We start from the raw sequence: 13,153 nt of genomic DNA on the forward strand, positions 1-13,153 counted from the left end.
AGGGCAAATGCGCCCAATCTGTTACACTTCACGAACATTTGACTGATTAGCAGGCTCTGAGATGGTTGACGATTCACAAGACACAACGCACTTTGGCTTTCAGACTGTCGCCAAAGCGCAGAAAGCTGACATGGTGGCCCACGTATTTCATTCCGTGGCGGCGAAGTACGATGTGATGAATGATTTGATGTCATTCGGCATTCATCGCTTGTGGAAGCGCTTTACTATTGATTGCAGCGGCGTGCGCCGTGGACAAACGGTGCTGGATTTAGCCGGGGGCACGGGCGATCTGACCGCAAAATTCTCCCGTCTGGTAGGCGAAACGGGCCGTGTGGTGCTGGCGGATATCAACGACTCCATGCTGAAAATGGGCCGCGAAAAGCTGCGCAATATTGGCGTGGTGGGGAACGTGGAATATGTTCAGGCGAACGCCGAAGCGCTGCCGTTCCCGGACAATACGTTCGACTGCATCACCATCTCTTTCGGTCTGCGTAACGTGACCGATAAAGACAAAGCGCTGCGCTCCATGTACCGCGTGCTGAAGCCGGGCGGTCGTCTGCTGGTTCTCGAGTTCTCAAAACCCATTATCGACCCGCTGAGCAAAGCTTACGATGCCTATTCCTTCCACGTTCTGCCGCGCATTGGCGAGCTGGTGGCGAACGATGCCGAAAGTTACCGTTATCTGGCCGAATCCATCCGAATGCACCCGGATCAGGACACGCTGAAAGCGATGATGCAGGATGCGGAGTTTGAAAACGTGGAATACTTCAATTTGACGGCGGGTGTCGTCGCGCTGCATCGTGGTTACAAGTTCTGAGTGGAGGTTTCCCGTGCCCATTAAACCCTTAGTCACCGCTGGCATCGAGAATGTACTGAATGCCTTTCTGTATCGCGCACCGGCGCTGAAAACCGCACGTCAGCGGCTTAACGGAAAGGTACTGCGTATTGTATTAAAGGAGTTCTCGACGCCGCTTGTGCTGGTCTTCAGCGAACGCCAGCTTGACGTTCTGGGTGAATGGGAAGGCACGGCTGACTGCTCGGTGATTACGCACATGAGCGTACTGCCAAAACTGCGTGACCGTCAGCAGATGACGGCGCTTATTCGCAGCGGTGAGCTGGAGGTCGAAGGCGATATTCAGGTAGTACAGAACTTCGTTGCACTCAGCGATCAGGCGGAATTCGACCCGGCGGAACTTCTGGCACCCTATATCGGCGACATTGCGGCCGAAGGGATAAGCAAAACGCTGCGCACGGGCTCCGCTTTCCTGCGCAAAGGTCTGCTCCGTCAACAGCGCTATGCTGCCGAGGTGCTGACCGAAGAGTGGCGTATGGCGCCGGGGCCTTTAGAGGTCGCCTGGTTTGCTGAAGAGACCGCGGCAGTTGAGCGCGCAGTTGATGCGTTAACCAAACGGCTGGAAAAACTGGAGGGCAAATGACGCCTGGTGAAATTCGGCGCCTCTACTTTATCGTTCGCACCTTTTTGAGCTACGGGCTCGACGAGCTTATCCCCAGAATGCGCATCACCCTGCCGCTTCGGCTTTGGCGGCGCACGCTGTTCTGGATGCCGAATCGCCATAAGGATGAGGAGCTGGGCGCACGCCTGCGTCTTGCGTTGCAGGAGCTCGGTCCTGTCTGGATCAAGTTTGGGCAGATGCTCTCAACGCGTCGCGACCTTTTCCCGCCGCAGATTGCCGATCAGCTCGCGCTGTTGCAGGACCGCGTCGCCCCGTTTGACGGGGAGAGAGCAAAGCAACAAATCGAAGAGGCGATGGGTAATATTCCCATCGACACCTGGTTTGATGATTTTGACATCCAGCCTCTGGCCTCTGCGTCTATTGCGCAGGTTCACACCGCCCGCCTGAAGGAAAATGGCAAAGAGGTGGTCATTAAGGTGATTCGCCCGGATATCCTGCCGGTTATCAGAGCGGACATGAAGCTGATCTATCGCCTGGCCCGCTGGGTGCCGCGCCTGTTGCCGGATGGCCGCCGTTTGCGTCCGCTGGAAGTGGTGCGGGAATACGAAAAAACGCTGATTGATGAGCTTAACCTGCTGCGTGAATCGGCGAACGCCATTCAGCTGCGTCGTAACTTTGAAGACAGCCCGATGCTGTATGTTCCTGAAGTCTACTCTGACTATTGCAGCCAGAACATGATGGTGATGGAACGTATCTACGGCATTCCGGTCTCGGATGTGGCGGCACTGGAAAAGCAGGGCACCAACATGAAGCTGCTGGCCGAGCGCGGCGTGCAGGTCTTCTTCACGCAGGTTTTCCGCGACAGCTTCTTCCACGCTGACATGCATCCGGGCAATATTTTCGTCAGCTACGAGCACCCGGAAGATCCGAAATACATCGGCATCGACTGCGGAATTGTTGGCTCGCTGAATAAAGAGGACAAGCGTTATCTCGCCGAGAACTTTATCGCTTTCTTCAACCGCGACTACCGTAAGGTGGCCGAGTTGCACGTGGATTCAGGCTGGGTTCCGCCAGATACCAACGTGGAAGAGTTTGAGTTTGCGATCCGCACCGTCTGCGAGCCGATTTTTGAAAAGCCGCTGTCGGAGATCTCCTTCGGTCACGTTTTACTGAACCTGTTCAACACCGCACGCCGTTTCAATATGGAAGTGCAGCCACAATTAGTTTTACTTCAGAAAACATTACTTTACGTTGAGGGCGTAGGCCGCCAGCTCTATCCTCAGTTAGACTTGTGGAAAACCGCGAAACCGTTCCTTGAGTCCTGGATTAAGGATCAGGTCGGTATTCCTGCGCTGGTTCGCTCGCTTAAAGAGAAAGGCCCGTTCTGGATTGAAAAAATGCCTGAAATTCCTGAACTGGTTTACGACAGTTTGCGTCAGAGCAAGAACCTTCAGCACAGCATGGATAAAATCGCGCACGAGCTTCAGTCCAGTCGCGTGCGTCAGGGGCAGTCCCGCTATCTCTTCGGAATTGGCGCGACGCTGCTGATAAGCGGCACGTTGCTGTTGATCAATCGTCTGGACTGGGAAATGATGCCAGCCTGGATTATGGCTGCCGGCGTGGTTGTCTGGCTTGCTGGCTGGCGAAAAACGCGCTGAATTAGCGTCGCTATCGATGGATTGCATACGTATAATGCGATCTGACTAATTAATCGTCTATCACTGGGGAACACGCATGGGTGGTATCAGTATCTGGCAGTTAGTGATCATTGCCGTCATCGTTGTGCTGCTGTTCGGCACGAAAAAACTGGGATCGATTGGTTCCGACCTGGGCGCGTCAATCAAAGGCTTCAAGAAAGCCATGAGCGATGATGAGAATAAGCAGGAAAAAACCGGTCAGGATGCTGATTTTACCGCTAAATCTATCGCCGATAAGCAGGACGAAGCCAAAAAGGAAGAGGCCAAACGTCACGATAAAGAGCAGGTGTAATTCGTGTTCGACATTGGTTTTGGTGAGTTACTGCTGGTCTTTGTGATTGGTCTGATCGTGCTGGGGCCGCAGCGTTTACCCGTTGCGGTGAAAACCGTCGTGGGCTGGGTGCGGGCGCTCCGCTCGCTGGCAACGACCGTGCAGAACGAGCTGGCGCAGGAATTGAAGCTTCAGGAATTTCAGGACAGCCTGAAAAAGGTTGAAAAGGCGAGCATGGACAACCTGACGCCGGAGCTGAAAGCGTCGATGGATGAGCTACGCGAAGCGGCTGAATCCATGAAGCGCTCATACAGCATTAACGATCCTGAGAAGGCGAGCGATGAAGCAAACACCATCCATAATCCGGTGGTGAAGGGCAGCGAAGAGCAGCGCGAGGGTGTGACGCCTTCCAGCGCGGAGCATCAGGCCGCTTCGCCAGAGCAATCGCCTCAGGAGCCCGAAGTGAAAAAGCAGGTGCCGCCGGAAGAGCCCGTGGTCAAAACGGCTGAGGTAAAACCCGCCGCGCCTGTTTCCGAATCATCCCCCTCGTCGAGTGATAAAGCGTAAACATGGCAGTAGATGATACTCAACCGCTGATTGCGCACCTCATTGAGCTGCGTAAGCGCCTGTTAAACTGCATTATTGCGGTTTTCCTCATTTTTTTATGTCTGGTCTATTTCGCCAACGATATCTATCAGGTGGTTTCTGCGCCGCTGATTAAACAGATGCCGCTGGGCGCGACGATGATTGCAACGGACGTTGCTTCGCCGTTCTTTACCCCCATCAAGCTGACCTTCTGGGTATCGTTGATTGCATCTGCACCGGTCATTTTGTATCAGGTCTGGGCATTTGTGGCACCCGCGCTGTACAGGCATGAACGTAAGCTGGTTATTCCGCTGCTGGTATCCAGCTCGCTGCTGTTTTACATCGGCATGGCGTTCGCCTACTTCGTGGTCTTCCCGCTGGCCTTTGGCTTCCTGACGCATACCGCGCCGGAAGGGGTACAGGTTTCGACGGACATCGCCAGCTACCTCAGCTTCGTCATGGCGCTGTTTATGGCCTTTGGTGTCGCCTTCGAGGTGCCCGTCGCGATTGTCCTGCTCTGCTGGGTGGGCGTGACCACGCCTGACGATCTGCGTAAGAAGCGTCCTTATATCCTGGTGGGTGCGTTTGTCGTAGGTATGCTGTTGACGCCACCGGACGTCTTCTCGCAAACCTTACTGGCGATACCCATGTACTGCCTGTTTGAGGTTGGCGTGTTCTTCGCACGTTTCTACGTAGGAAAGGGACGTACCGGGGACGAAGAAGACGAGCCGTCTGAAGAGACCACCAAAGAATAAAACCAACCGCCCGTCAGGGCGGTTGTCATATGGGGATACGTATGTTTGATATCGGGCTTAACCTGACCAGTGCGCAGTTTGCGAAAGACCGCGATGAGGTGGTGGCGCGCGCCTTTGCCGCCGGCGTGAACGGCCTGTTACTGACGGGAACGAACCTGCATGAGAGCGAGCAGGCACGGCAGCTGGCGCAACGCTATCAACACTGCTGGTCCACCGCCGGCGTGCATCCGCATGACAGCAGCCAGTGGACGCATGAAAGCGCTGAGGTGCTTCATCGTCTGGCACAAACGCCAGAAGTGGTTGCCATTGGCGAATGCGGGCTTGATTTCAACCGTAACTTCTCGACGCCTGAAGACCAGGAGAGGGCATTTACCGCCCAGCTCGCGCTGGCCGCAGAGCTGGGGATGCCGGTGTTTATGCACTGTCGCGATGCGCATGAACGTTTTCTGGCGCTGCTGGAACCCTGGCTGGAGAAGCTGCCCGGTGCGGTATTGCACTGCTTTACGGGCTCCCGTCAGGAGGCGCTGGATTGCCTGAACCGCGGGCTTTATATGGGTATCACGGGCTGGGTTTGCGATGAGCGGCGTGGGCTGGAGTTGCGCGAGCTGTTGCCCGTTATCCCGGCCGATCGTTTGCTGCTGGAAACGGATGCGCCGTATCTGTTGCCCCGGAATATGCAGCCCAAACCGGCATCACGACGTAATGAACCGGCTTATCTGGGGCATATTGCTGAGCGAGTGGCGCACTGGCGCGGAGAAGATGCGCAGTGGCTGGCAGCACAAACCGATGTTAACGTGCGTCGTTTGTTCGGCGTGCAGTTCTAAACTTTGCGGAAATCGGTGTTTTTAACGCTCTGCAACACCTCTTTGTTCAGCAGGTTGAGCAGCAGCATGGAACGCGCTTCACCGTCCGGCTCAGAGAAGATGGCCTGCAACCCTTCAAAGGCACCTTCGGTGATCACCACGCTGTCTCCGGCGTACGGGGTTTCAGGATCGGTAATATCGTCAGGCTGCTGATAGACAGAAAGCTGATGAATAACCGATGACGGTACTCTTGCCGGATGGGCGCCAAAACGCACAAAATGGCTGACGCCGCGGGTAGCGCTGATCGTCGTGGTGTGGATCACTTCGGGGTCGAACTCAACGAACAGGTAGTTCGGGAACAGAGGCTCACTGACGGTCGTGCGTCTTCCACGCTGCATTTTTTCAAGCGTGATCACGGGCGTCAGGCAGTTAACAGACTGACGTTCAAGATGTTCCTGCGCGCGCTGAAGTTGCCCGCGTTTGCAATACAGTAAATACCAGGCCTGCATAATCACTCTTCCCATTGTTCGGGGCGCAAGCATACCAAAACCCTGGCGGGATCGCTAAGGTGATTATAATGGCGAAAAAGAGAGTAAGTCGTGGAAGTTCACGCTAATTTAACAAAATTACAGCATCACGCGGTCTTACGCCGTATAATGAAGCGCTTACAGAGAGGCCATGATTAACTGCATGAAATACCACGATCTACGCGACTTCCTGGCGCTGCTGGAAAAGCAGGGCGAACTCAAACGCATTACGCTTCCTGTTGATCCGTATCTGGAAATGACAGAGATCGCCGACCGTACCCTGCGCGCGGGCGGCCCGGCGTTGCTGTTTGAAAACCCAAAAGGCTACGCCATGCCGGTACTGTGCAACCTGTTTGGCACACCTCGCCGCGTGGCGATGGGCATGGGGCAGGAAGATGTCACGGCGCTGCGTGAAGTGGGCAAACTGCTGGCCTTTCTGAAAGAGCCGGAGCCGCCAAAAGGGTTCCGCGACCTGTTCGATAAGCTGCCGCAGTTTAAGCAGGTGCTAAACATGCCAACTAAGCGCCTGCGCGGTGCGCCGTGCCAGCAAAAAGTGCTGGAAGGCGATGCGGTTGATCTGACCAAAATTCCGATCATGCAGTGCTGGCCTGAAGATGCCGCACCGCTGATCACCTGGGGCCTCACCGTGACGCGCGGGCCGCATAAAGAGCGTCAAAACCTCGGCATTTATCGTCAGCAGCTGATTGGCAAGAACAAGCTCATCATGCGCTGGTTGTCCCACCGCGGCGGCGCGCTGGATTTCCAGGAGTGGTGCGCGGCCCATCCGGGCGAACGCTTCCCGGTATCCGTCGCGCTGGGTGCCGATCCGGCAACGATTCTGGGCGCAGTGACGCCCGTTCCGGATACGCTGTCGGAATATGCCTTTGCCGGGCTGCTGCGCGGCACCAAAACCGAAGTGGTGAAGTGCATCTCCAATGACCTGGAAGTGCCCGCCAGCGCGGAGATCGTGCTGGAAGGTTACATTGAACAGGGCGAGCTGGCACCCGAAGGGCCGTACGGCGACCACACCGGCTATTACAACGAAGTGGATAACTTCCCGGTATTCACCGTCACGCACATTACCCAGCGTGAAGATGCCATCTATCACTCCACCTACACCGGCCGTCCACCCGACGAACCGGCGGTGCTGGGAGTGGCGCTGAACGAAGTGTTCGTGCCGATCCTGCAAAAGCAGTTCCCGGAAATAGTGGATTTCTATCTGCCGCCGGAAGGGTGTTCGTATCGCCTGGCGGTGGTGACGATGAAGAAGCAGTATGCCGGTCACGCTAAGCGCGTGATGATGGGCGTATGGTCCTTCCTGCGCCAGTTTATGTATACCAAGTTTGTGATTGTCTGCGATGATGACGTCAATGCCCGCGACTGGAATGACGTGATCTGGGCCATCACCACGCGTATGGATCCGGCGCGTGACACAGTGTTAGTGGAAAACACACCGATTGATTATCTGGACTTTGCCTCGCCGGTTTCCGGCCTTGGCTCAAAAATGGGACTGGATGCCACGAACAAATGGCCTGGCGAAACCGACCGTGAATGGGGTCGCCCGATCGTAAAAGATCCTGCCGTGACCGCGCGAATTGACGCGATCTGGGACGAGCTGGCCATAATGAGTAACGGTAAGGCAGAATAAGACCGTTTAGCCCTATAGACTTCCCGACAGAGAGAGCGAATGACAACCTTAAGCTGTAAAGTGACGTCGGTAGATGCTATTACCGACACCGTATATCGCGTCCGTTTGGTTCCTGAAGCGGCATTTTCATTCCGTGCCGGTCAGTACCTGATGGTCGTGATGGACGAGCGTGATAAGCGTCCTTTCTCTATGGCCTCAACGCCAGCAGAGCAGGAATTTATTGAGCTGCATATTGGTGCGTCTGAGCTTAACCTGTACGCGATGGCCGTGATGGACCGCATCCTGAAAGAGCGTGAAATCGTGGTCGATATTCCTCACGGTGAGGCCTGGCTGCGTGAAGACGAAGACCGTCCGCTGATCCTGATTGCCGGCGGTACGGGCTTCTCCTATGTCCGCTCTATTCTGTTAACGGCGCTGGCGCGTAATCCAAATCGCGATATCACCATCTACTGGGGCGGTCGTGAAGAGAAGCATCTTTACGATCTGTCTGAGCTGGAAGCGCTGAGCGTCAATCATCCAAACCTGCGCATCGAGCCGGTTGTCGAGCAGCCGGAAGAGGGCTGGCGCGGGCGCAGCGGTACGGTGCTGACCGCGGTATTGCAGGATCACGGGACGCTGGCGGGGCACGATATCTACATCGCCGGTCGCTTCGAAATGGCGAAAATTGCCCGCGACCTGTTCTGCAACGAGCGTGACGCGCGGGAAGATCGTCTGTTCGGCGATGCGTTTGCGTTTATCTGATTGAGAGACCCGCTTCGGCGGGTTTTTTTCACGCTGACAATGGCGCTGGTGAAAATTTAACCTTGAAACGGGCGGCGCATTGCCGTTATTCTTGTTCCCGTTAACTTTCGCCCTCAGGAGCGCCCCCCAAAAATGAACAAACACGACTGATGAATTTCGATCCTTGCTAAACGCACCGCGTCGGCAGGGGATGTTTTGATTTCATTCAGGAGTGCTTATGGCTCATTTTGCGCAGTCCCCCTCTTTTATTTTGCATCAGGTCACCTGTCAGTTTGCGACGGGCGATATCCTTTTTGGTCCTCTGTCTCTTTCTCTGGATGCGTCAGCGTGCGCGCTGGTTGGCCGCAACGGCAGCGGCAAAACGCGCCTGCTGCGGCTGCTGGCAGGTATTGATGAGCCCGCCAGCGGTCACATTGAGCGCTTTGCTACACACGCCTGTGTGGCGCAGCAGCAGGATATTTCTGCGGATACCACGCTTGCCGAACTGCTTGGCTACGACGCGATCTTTGCGGCGCGCACGCGCATCGACAGCGGTCATTATGAACCCGACGATCTGGACACGCTCGACGGCCACTGGGATCTGGCTGAACGGCTGAGCCAGGCTTTTATCGCGGCCTCGCTTCCACCTTTTGACCCGAATAAACCCGCAGCAGAGCTGAGCGGTGGCGAGCGCATTCGTGCCTTGCTGTGCGGTGCATTCACCGCAGATGCGGATTACCTGTTGCTGGACGAACCGACCAACCACCTCGACAGGCAAGGCCGCATGTGGTTCTACGAGCAGCTTGCCCGGTATCAGGGCGGGGTGCTGGTGGCCTCTCACGATCGGGAATTGCTGGCGCAGGTGCCGCGTATACTTGAACTGAGTGCTTCGGGCTTGCGCAGCTACGGCGGGAATTATGCTGACTATCGAACCCAGCGTGATGCCGAGCAGCAGGCCGCCCGCGCCGCGCTGGAGCATGCTGCCACCGAGCGCAAACGTACCCGAGCCCGTATGCATAAAGAGCATGACGACAGCCAGCGGCGTTCAGCCAAAACGCTTCGCAAGGTCGACAGCCTTAACATTGCCTCGTTTGAGCGGGTCAAATACAAAGCGGCGGCGAAAGAGCGTATTGGTTCCTGGAAAAAACAGCATAGCGATCAAAATCATGCCCTGAACGCTGCGGTTAACCAGGCACGCGAGCGGGTTGAAGAGGATAACGCGGTGATGTTTACCCTGCCGGGCAGTCAAATTCCGGAAGGGAAACAGGTGCTGGTGCTGGAAGAACTGGTGCTTCCGCACGTGCCTGTCCCCCCGATCGGCTGGCGAATGGATGGCCCGATGCGTGTAGCGCTACGCGGGCCAAACGGCTGTGGAAAATCCACGCTGTTGAAAGTGATCCTGGGCGAAACCGCCCCTGTTACGGGAACCTGTAAGGTCTCCGTCAGGCATGCCTGTCTCGACCAGCATCTTTCCCGGCTGGATCTGTCTCAGTCGGTAATGACGCACCTCAGCCTTAGCAATACGCCGCTCGAGGAGGGGGCGCTACGTACCCGTTTAGCGCAGCTTCAGCTGGGCGCGGAGAAAGTGACGCTGCCTCTGGCCGCGCTAAGCGGCGGCGAGCGCCTGAAGGCCGCGCTGGCCTGCGCGCTGTGGCGTGAGGAGGCGGCGCAGCTGTTGCTGCTGGATGAGCCGACCAATCACCTCGATCTGGCCTCCGTGCAGGCCATTGAAGCGGCCCTGGCCGATTTCCCCGGCGCGCTGCTGGTGGTGTCGCATGATGAAGCGTTTTTGGCAGGATTAAAGCTGACGCATGAGCTGGTGTGGGAAAAGTCGGGATGGCGATGTGAAAGGCTGTAAACACAAGCCCCCGCAAGGGCGGGGGCAAACAAACTTAATCAGGCTAACTGCTTGCGAAGGTCAGGGTTTGCCTGGATCAGGCGCATCAGCTTTAGCTCGGCTGGGGTAGGTTTTTCACGTTTTGACTCCCACTCCAGCACCATCGCTACGCTGACACCCATCGCTCTTGCGAATTCATCTGTTTTCAGGCCCGACCCTTTACGTAAACGCTCAAATTCACTAAAAGGATTGGACTTTTGATTCAGGGTAATCGTCGGCGGTACATCTTTAAAAATAATCTGTTCCAGGCTGCTCAGCAGCTCAAACTCAGGATCTTTTAATTCCATTGAGAACTCCTCATAAATCACACATCGGGATCATGAACATCAGAGAGCATGTTAAGAATAGTCCCTAAACCAAACACAGGATCGTCACGGCTGTGATTAATTGTGCGATCACGATCGCTTTACGCGTTTCAGCTATATGGATAGTTATGCTAATTACCTGATTAGTCATATGTAGGAATGAACAGGTATTTTTTTGTAAATAGTCAGTACAAAAACGGGAATACCCGTTTTGCATGAAAACTCTATCTTGCAAGGCTGACCTGGACTATCCTTGTCAGCGTTGGGCACGCGTGTGCCGGTGTGCGCTTTTTTGGGTGAAAGGAGTAATAAAATGGCGACAGGAAAGTCCTGCTCTCGCTGGTTTGCGCCTATTGCGGCGTTGTTGATGGTGGTTAGCCTGAGTGGGTGTTTCGATAAAGAAGGCGATCAGCGCAAAGCGTTTATCGATTTTCTACAGAATACAGTGATGCGTAGCGGCGAGCGTTTACCAACGCTGACTGCGGATCAGAAAAAACAGTTTGGTCCATTCGTGTCGGATTACGCCATTCTGTATGGCTATTCACAGCAGGTAAGCCAGGCGATGGATTCCGGTATCCGCCCGGTAGTGGATAGCGTGAACGCCATCCGCGTTCCACAGGATTATGTGACCCAGCGTGAACCGCTGCGCCAGTCCAACGGCGCGCTCGGGGTGCTGAGCCAGCAGCTGCAAAATGCCAAAATGCAGGCTGATGCCTCGCGTTCCGCGTTGAAGCAGGGCGAAGATCTGAAGCCGGTTTATGACCAGGTGTATGAGAAAGTGGTGACTAAACCGTCAAACGCCTTGCAGCCGTTGATCCCAGCAGCGCAGGTCTTTACTCAGCAGCTGGTTCAGGTGGGTGACTTTATCAGTGAGCAGGGGACGCAGGTGAGCTTCGTCTCTAACGGTATTCAGTTCCCGACCTCCCAGCAGGCGAGCCAGTACAATACGCTGATCGGGCCGCTCGCGTCCCAGCACCAGGCCTTTAGCCAGGCGTGGAGCGCAGCGGTCGCTGCAACGGAATAAGAAAAAATCCCCGCTTCTGGCGGGGTTTTTTTATGCTTAATGAAAATAACGCTTGTCATTCATCTACCACATCGGTATAACTATGTTCGTCGGTTTGTTACACAGACCTAAAGCAGTTTAGTAAAGCAGTCCAGATTGTTATCCATAGATACCCTTCGTAGTGACCCTTCCTTCATCGCTTAAAAATCTGTAACGCAATCCATCAAGCCGGAAGGCACAATATATTTGTTAATAAGGTAATTTCTATGTCTGCTAAAATGACTGGTCTGGTAAAATGGTTCAACGCTGATAAAGGTTTCGGCTTCATCACTCCTGACGATGGCTCTAAAGACGTGTTCGTACACTTCTCTGCTATCCAGAACGATGGCTACAAATCTCTGGATGAAGGTCAGAAAGTTTCCTTCACCATCGAAAGCGGCGCTAAAGGCCCAGCAGCTGGTAACGTTGTAAGCCTGTAAGCTTCCAACCCAGTAGCACAAAATTCAAAAACCCGCCTTCTGGCGGGTTTTTTCGTTTCTACTGTTGTATCTGTGGGTTAACGCAGTTCTTATCCACTTTACCGCTAAGCGCGGCAATCAGGTTTTCCACTGCGGTCGCCGCCATGTTGTAACGTGTTTCGTGTGTCGCAGAGCCGATGTGAGGCAGGGCGACGACGTTGGGCATGGTCAGCAGCGGTGAATCCACCGGCAGCGGCTCCTGTTCAAACACGTCCAGCCCGGCGGCGTGGATCTCACCGTTTTGCAGTGCCTCAATCAGCGCCTTTTCATCTACCACCGGGCCGCGACCCGCGTTGATGAAAATGGCCGATTTCTTCATCTTTTCAAACGCCGCTTTGCCGATGAGATGACGCGTTTCATCCGTCAGCGGCAGGATCAGACAGACAAAGTCGGCTTCCTGCAACAGCGTATCAAGTTCGCAGTAGCGGGCGTTGAAACGTTCTTCAGCTTCAACGTGATGACGGCGTGCGTTATACAGAATGGGCATGCTGAAGCCGAAATGGGCGCGCTGTGCCAGCGCCAGGCCGATACGCCCCATCCCCACAATCCCCAGCGTTTTGCCATGTACGTCCACGCCGAACCAGTCCGGGCCAATGCTTTTCGTCCATTCGCCCGCTTTCACGCGCTCGGCCACCTCCACCACGCGACGGGCGGTGCTGAGCACCAGCGCCATCAGCGTGTCGGCGACGGTTTCCGTCAGGGCATGAGGCGTGTGCATCAGCAGAACGTTGTGCGCGTTAAGCGCATCCACGTCGTAATTATCGTATCCCACAGAAACGGTTGAGGTGGCACGAAGTTTCGGCATTTTCTCCAGCAGCGCTGCATCCACCTTTTCGCTTGAACCCAGCAGGCCTTCGGCGCTGGCAAACGCGTCGGCGTGCTGCGCCACGGTTTCCGGGCTGAGGTTCTTCACCCGGGTAACGGTAAAGTGTTCCTCCAGGCGTTTTTGCAGATCTTCAGGCAGTGCTTTGTACAAAATGACGGACGGCTTCATGCTAATCTCCGTTGA

The 13,153-nt window shown here is 55.3% G+C and carries 15 protein-coding genes; 12 read left to right on the plus strand and 3 right to left on the minus strand.

Features of this window, described 5'->3' with window-relative positions:
• Positions 1-61 precede the first annotated feature (61 nt).
• The 7 genes from ubiE (at position 62) to tatD (ending at position 5,547) form a co-directional block, all read left to right on the plus strand.
• Complete coding sequence (ubiE, locus tag DBR02_RS11605; RefSeq protein ID WP_063452187.1) at positions 62-817, plus strand: bifunctional demethylmenaquinone methyltransferase/2-methoxy-6-polyprenyl-1,4-benzoquinol methylase UbiE; 756 nt, start codon at positions 62-64, stop codon at positions 815-817.
• Positions 818-830: 13 nt separating this feature from the next.
• Positions 831-1,436, plus strand: a complete 606-nt coding sequence (gene ubiJ / locus DBR02_RS11610; protein WP_107534433.1) for a ubiquinone biosynthesis protein UbiJ — start codon at positions 831-833, stop codon at positions 1,434-1,436.
• Positions 1,433-3,073: a ubiquinone biosynthesis regulatory protein kinase UbiB gene (gene ubiB, locus DBR02_RS11615; RefSeq protein WP_107534434.1), complete on the plus strand. Its 1,641-nt coding sequence runs from the start codon at positions 1,433-1,435 to the stop codon at positions 3,071-3,073. Before ubiJ ends, ubiB begins: the two co-directional genes overlap by 4 nt.
• A 76-nt stretch (positions 3,074-3,149) precedes the next feature.
• Entirely contained in the window at positions 3,150-3,404 is a 255-nt protein-coding gene (gene tatA / locus DBR02_RS11620; RefSeq protein WP_063452190.1) for a Sec-independent protein translocase subunit TatA, read from the plus strand.
• A gap of 3 nt (positions 3,405-3,407) precedes the next feature.
• Positions 3,408-3,950: a Sec-independent protein translocase protein TatB gene (tatB, locus tag DBR02_RS11625; protein ID WP_003860783.1), complete on the plus strand. Its 543-nt coding sequence runs from the start codon at positions 3,408-3,410 to the stop codon at positions 3,948-3,950.
• A gap of 2 nt (positions 3,951-3,952) precedes the next feature.
• Positions 3,953-4,723 (plus strand): Sec-independent protein translocase subunit TatC, encoded by a 771-nt coding sequence (gene tatC, locus DBR02_RS11630; RefSeq protein ID WP_063452191.1) that lies wholly within the window; start codon positions 3,953-3,955, stop codon positions 4,721-4,723.
• Between the two features lie 41 nt (positions 4,724-4,764).
• Positions 4,765-5,547 (plus strand): 3'-5' ssDNA/RNA exonuclease TatD, encoded by a 783-nt coding sequence (tatD, locus tag DBR02_RS11635; protein ID WP_107534435.1) that lies wholly within the window; start codon positions 4,765-4,767, stop codon positions 5,545-5,547.
• On the opposite strand, the gene rfaH is transcribed toward tatD, so the two are convergent.
• Positions 5,544-6,035 carry a transcription/translation regulatory transformer protein RfaH gene (gene rfaH, locus DBR02_RS11640; RefSeq protein ID WP_063452193.1) on the minus strand — a complete coding sequence of 164 codons (492 nt, stop codon included), beginning with the start codon at positions 6,033-6,035 and terminating at the stop codon, positions 5,544-5,546. The two genes, tatD and rfaH, sit on opposite strands and share 4 nt — an antisense overlap.
• A gap of 172 nt (positions 6,036-6,207) precedes the next feature.
• Here rfaH and ubiD point away from each other — a divergent pair, with 172 nt between their 5' ends.
• The 3 genes from ubiD (at position 6,208) to DBR02_RS11655 (ending at position 10,279) form a co-directional block, all read left to right on the plus strand.
• Entirely contained in the window at positions 6,208-7,701 is a 1,494-nt protein-coding gene (ubiD, locus tag DBR02_RS11645) for a 4-hydroxy-3-polyprenylbenzoate decarboxylase (RefSeq protein ID WP_162301186.1), read from the plus strand.
• A 39-nt stretch (positions 7,702-7,740) separates the two neighbouring features.
• A complete protein-coding gene (gene fre / locus DBR02_RS11650) occupies positions 7,741-8,442 on the plus strand; it encodes an NAD(P)H-flavin reductase (protein ID WP_006812340.1) in 702 nt (233 codons plus the stop codon).
• 217 nt (positions 8,443-8,659) lie between these two features.
• Positions 8,660-10,279 (plus strand): ABC-F family ATP-binding cassette domain-containing protein, encoded by a 1,620-nt coding sequence (locus tag DBR02_RS11655; protein WP_107534436.1) that lies wholly within the window; start codon positions 8,660-8,662, stop codon positions 10,277-10,279.
• Between the two features lie 38 nt (positions 10,280-10,317).
• Here DBR02_RS11655 and DBR02_RS11660 read toward each other — a convergent pair whose 3' ends face one another.
• Positions 10,318-10,605, minus strand: a complete 288-nt coding sequence (locus tag DBR02_RS11660) for an HTH-type transcriptional regulator (protein ID WP_063452196.1) — start codon at positions 10,603-10,605, stop codon at positions 10,318-10,320.
• A gap of 331 nt (positions 10,606-10,936) precedes the next feature.
• Here DBR02_RS11660 and DBR02_RS11665 point away from each other — a divergent pair, with 331 nt between their 5' ends.
• Entirely contained in the window at positions 10,937-11,647 is a 711-nt protein-coding gene (locus DBR02_RS11665; RefSeq protein WP_063452198.1) for a DUF3053 domain-containing protein, read from the plus strand.
• 245 nt (positions 11,648-11,892) lie between these two features.
• Positions 11,893-12,105, plus strand: coding sequence for a transcription antiterminator/RNA stability regulator CspE (gene cspE / locus DBR02_RS11670; RefSeq protein WP_003860775.1), 213 nt, complete (start codon positions 11,893-11,895; stop codon positions 12,103-12,105).
• Positions 12,106-12,163: 58 nt separating this feature from the next.
• On the opposite strand, the gene ghrB is transcribed toward cspE, so the two are convergent.
• Entirely contained in the window at positions 12,164-13,138 is a 975-nt protein-coding gene (ghrB, locus tag DBR02_RS11675) for a glyoxylate/hydroxypyruvate reductase GhrB (protein ID WP_107534437.1), read from the minus strand.
• Positions 13,139-13,153: the final 15 nt, after the last annotated feature.

Source organism: Enterobacter cloacae complex sp. (assembly GCF_900322725.1).
In the GTDB taxonomy this organism is placed as follows: Bacteria; Pseudomonadota; Gammaproteobacteria; order Enterobacterales; family Enterobacteriaceae; genus Enterobacter; species Enterobacter quasihormaechei.

Excerpts from the sequence above, each read along its gene's own strand:
- ubiE (WP_063452187.1), top strand. The coding sequence starts at position 62 with ATGGTTGACGATTCACAAGACACAACGCACTTTGGCTTTCAGACTGTC.
- ubiB (WP_107534434.1), top strand. The coding sequence starts at position 1,433 with ATGACGCCTGGTGAAATTCGGCGCCTCTACTTTATCGTTCGCACCTTT.
- tatA (WP_063452190.1), top strand. The coding sequence starts at position 3,150 with ATGGGTGGTATCAGTATCTGGCAGTTAGTGATCATTGCCGTCATCGTT.
- tatC (WP_063452191.1), top strand. The coding sequence starts at position 3,953 with ATGGCAGTAGATGATACTCAACCGCTGATTGCGCACCTCATTGAGCTG.
- tatD (WP_107534435.1), top strand. The coding sequence starts at position 4,765 with ATGTTTGATATCGGGCTTAACCTGACCAGTGCGCAGTTTGCGAAAGAC.
- rfaH (WP_063452193.1), bottom strand. The coding sequence starts at position 6,035 with ATGCAGGCCTGGTATTTACTGTATTGCAAACGCGGGCAACTTCAGCGC.
- fre (WP_006812340.1), top strand. The coding sequence starts at position 7,741 with ATGACAACCTTAAGCTGTAAAGTGACGTCGGTAGATGCTATTACCGAC.
- DBR02_RS11655 (WP_107534436.1), top strand. The coding sequence starts at position 8,660 with ATGGCTCATTTTGCGCAGTCCCCCTCTTTTATTTTGCATCAGGTCACC.
- DBR02_RS11660 (WP_063452196.1), bottom strand. The coding sequence starts at position 10,605 with ATGGAATTAAAAGATCCTGAGTTTGAGCTGCTGAGCAGCCTGGAACAG.
- DBR02_RS11665 (WP_063452198.1), top strand. The coding sequence starts at position 10,937 with ATGGCGACAGGAAAGTCCTGCTCTCGCTGGTTTGCGCCTATTGCGGCG.
- cspE (WP_003860775.1), top strand. The coding sequence starts at position 11,893 with ATGTCTGCTAAAATGACTGGTCTGGTAAAATGGTTCAACGCTGATAAA.
- ghrB (WP_107534437.1), bottom strand. The coding sequence starts at position 13,138 with ATGAAGCCGTCCGTCATTTTGTACAAAGCACTGCCTGAAGATCTGCAA.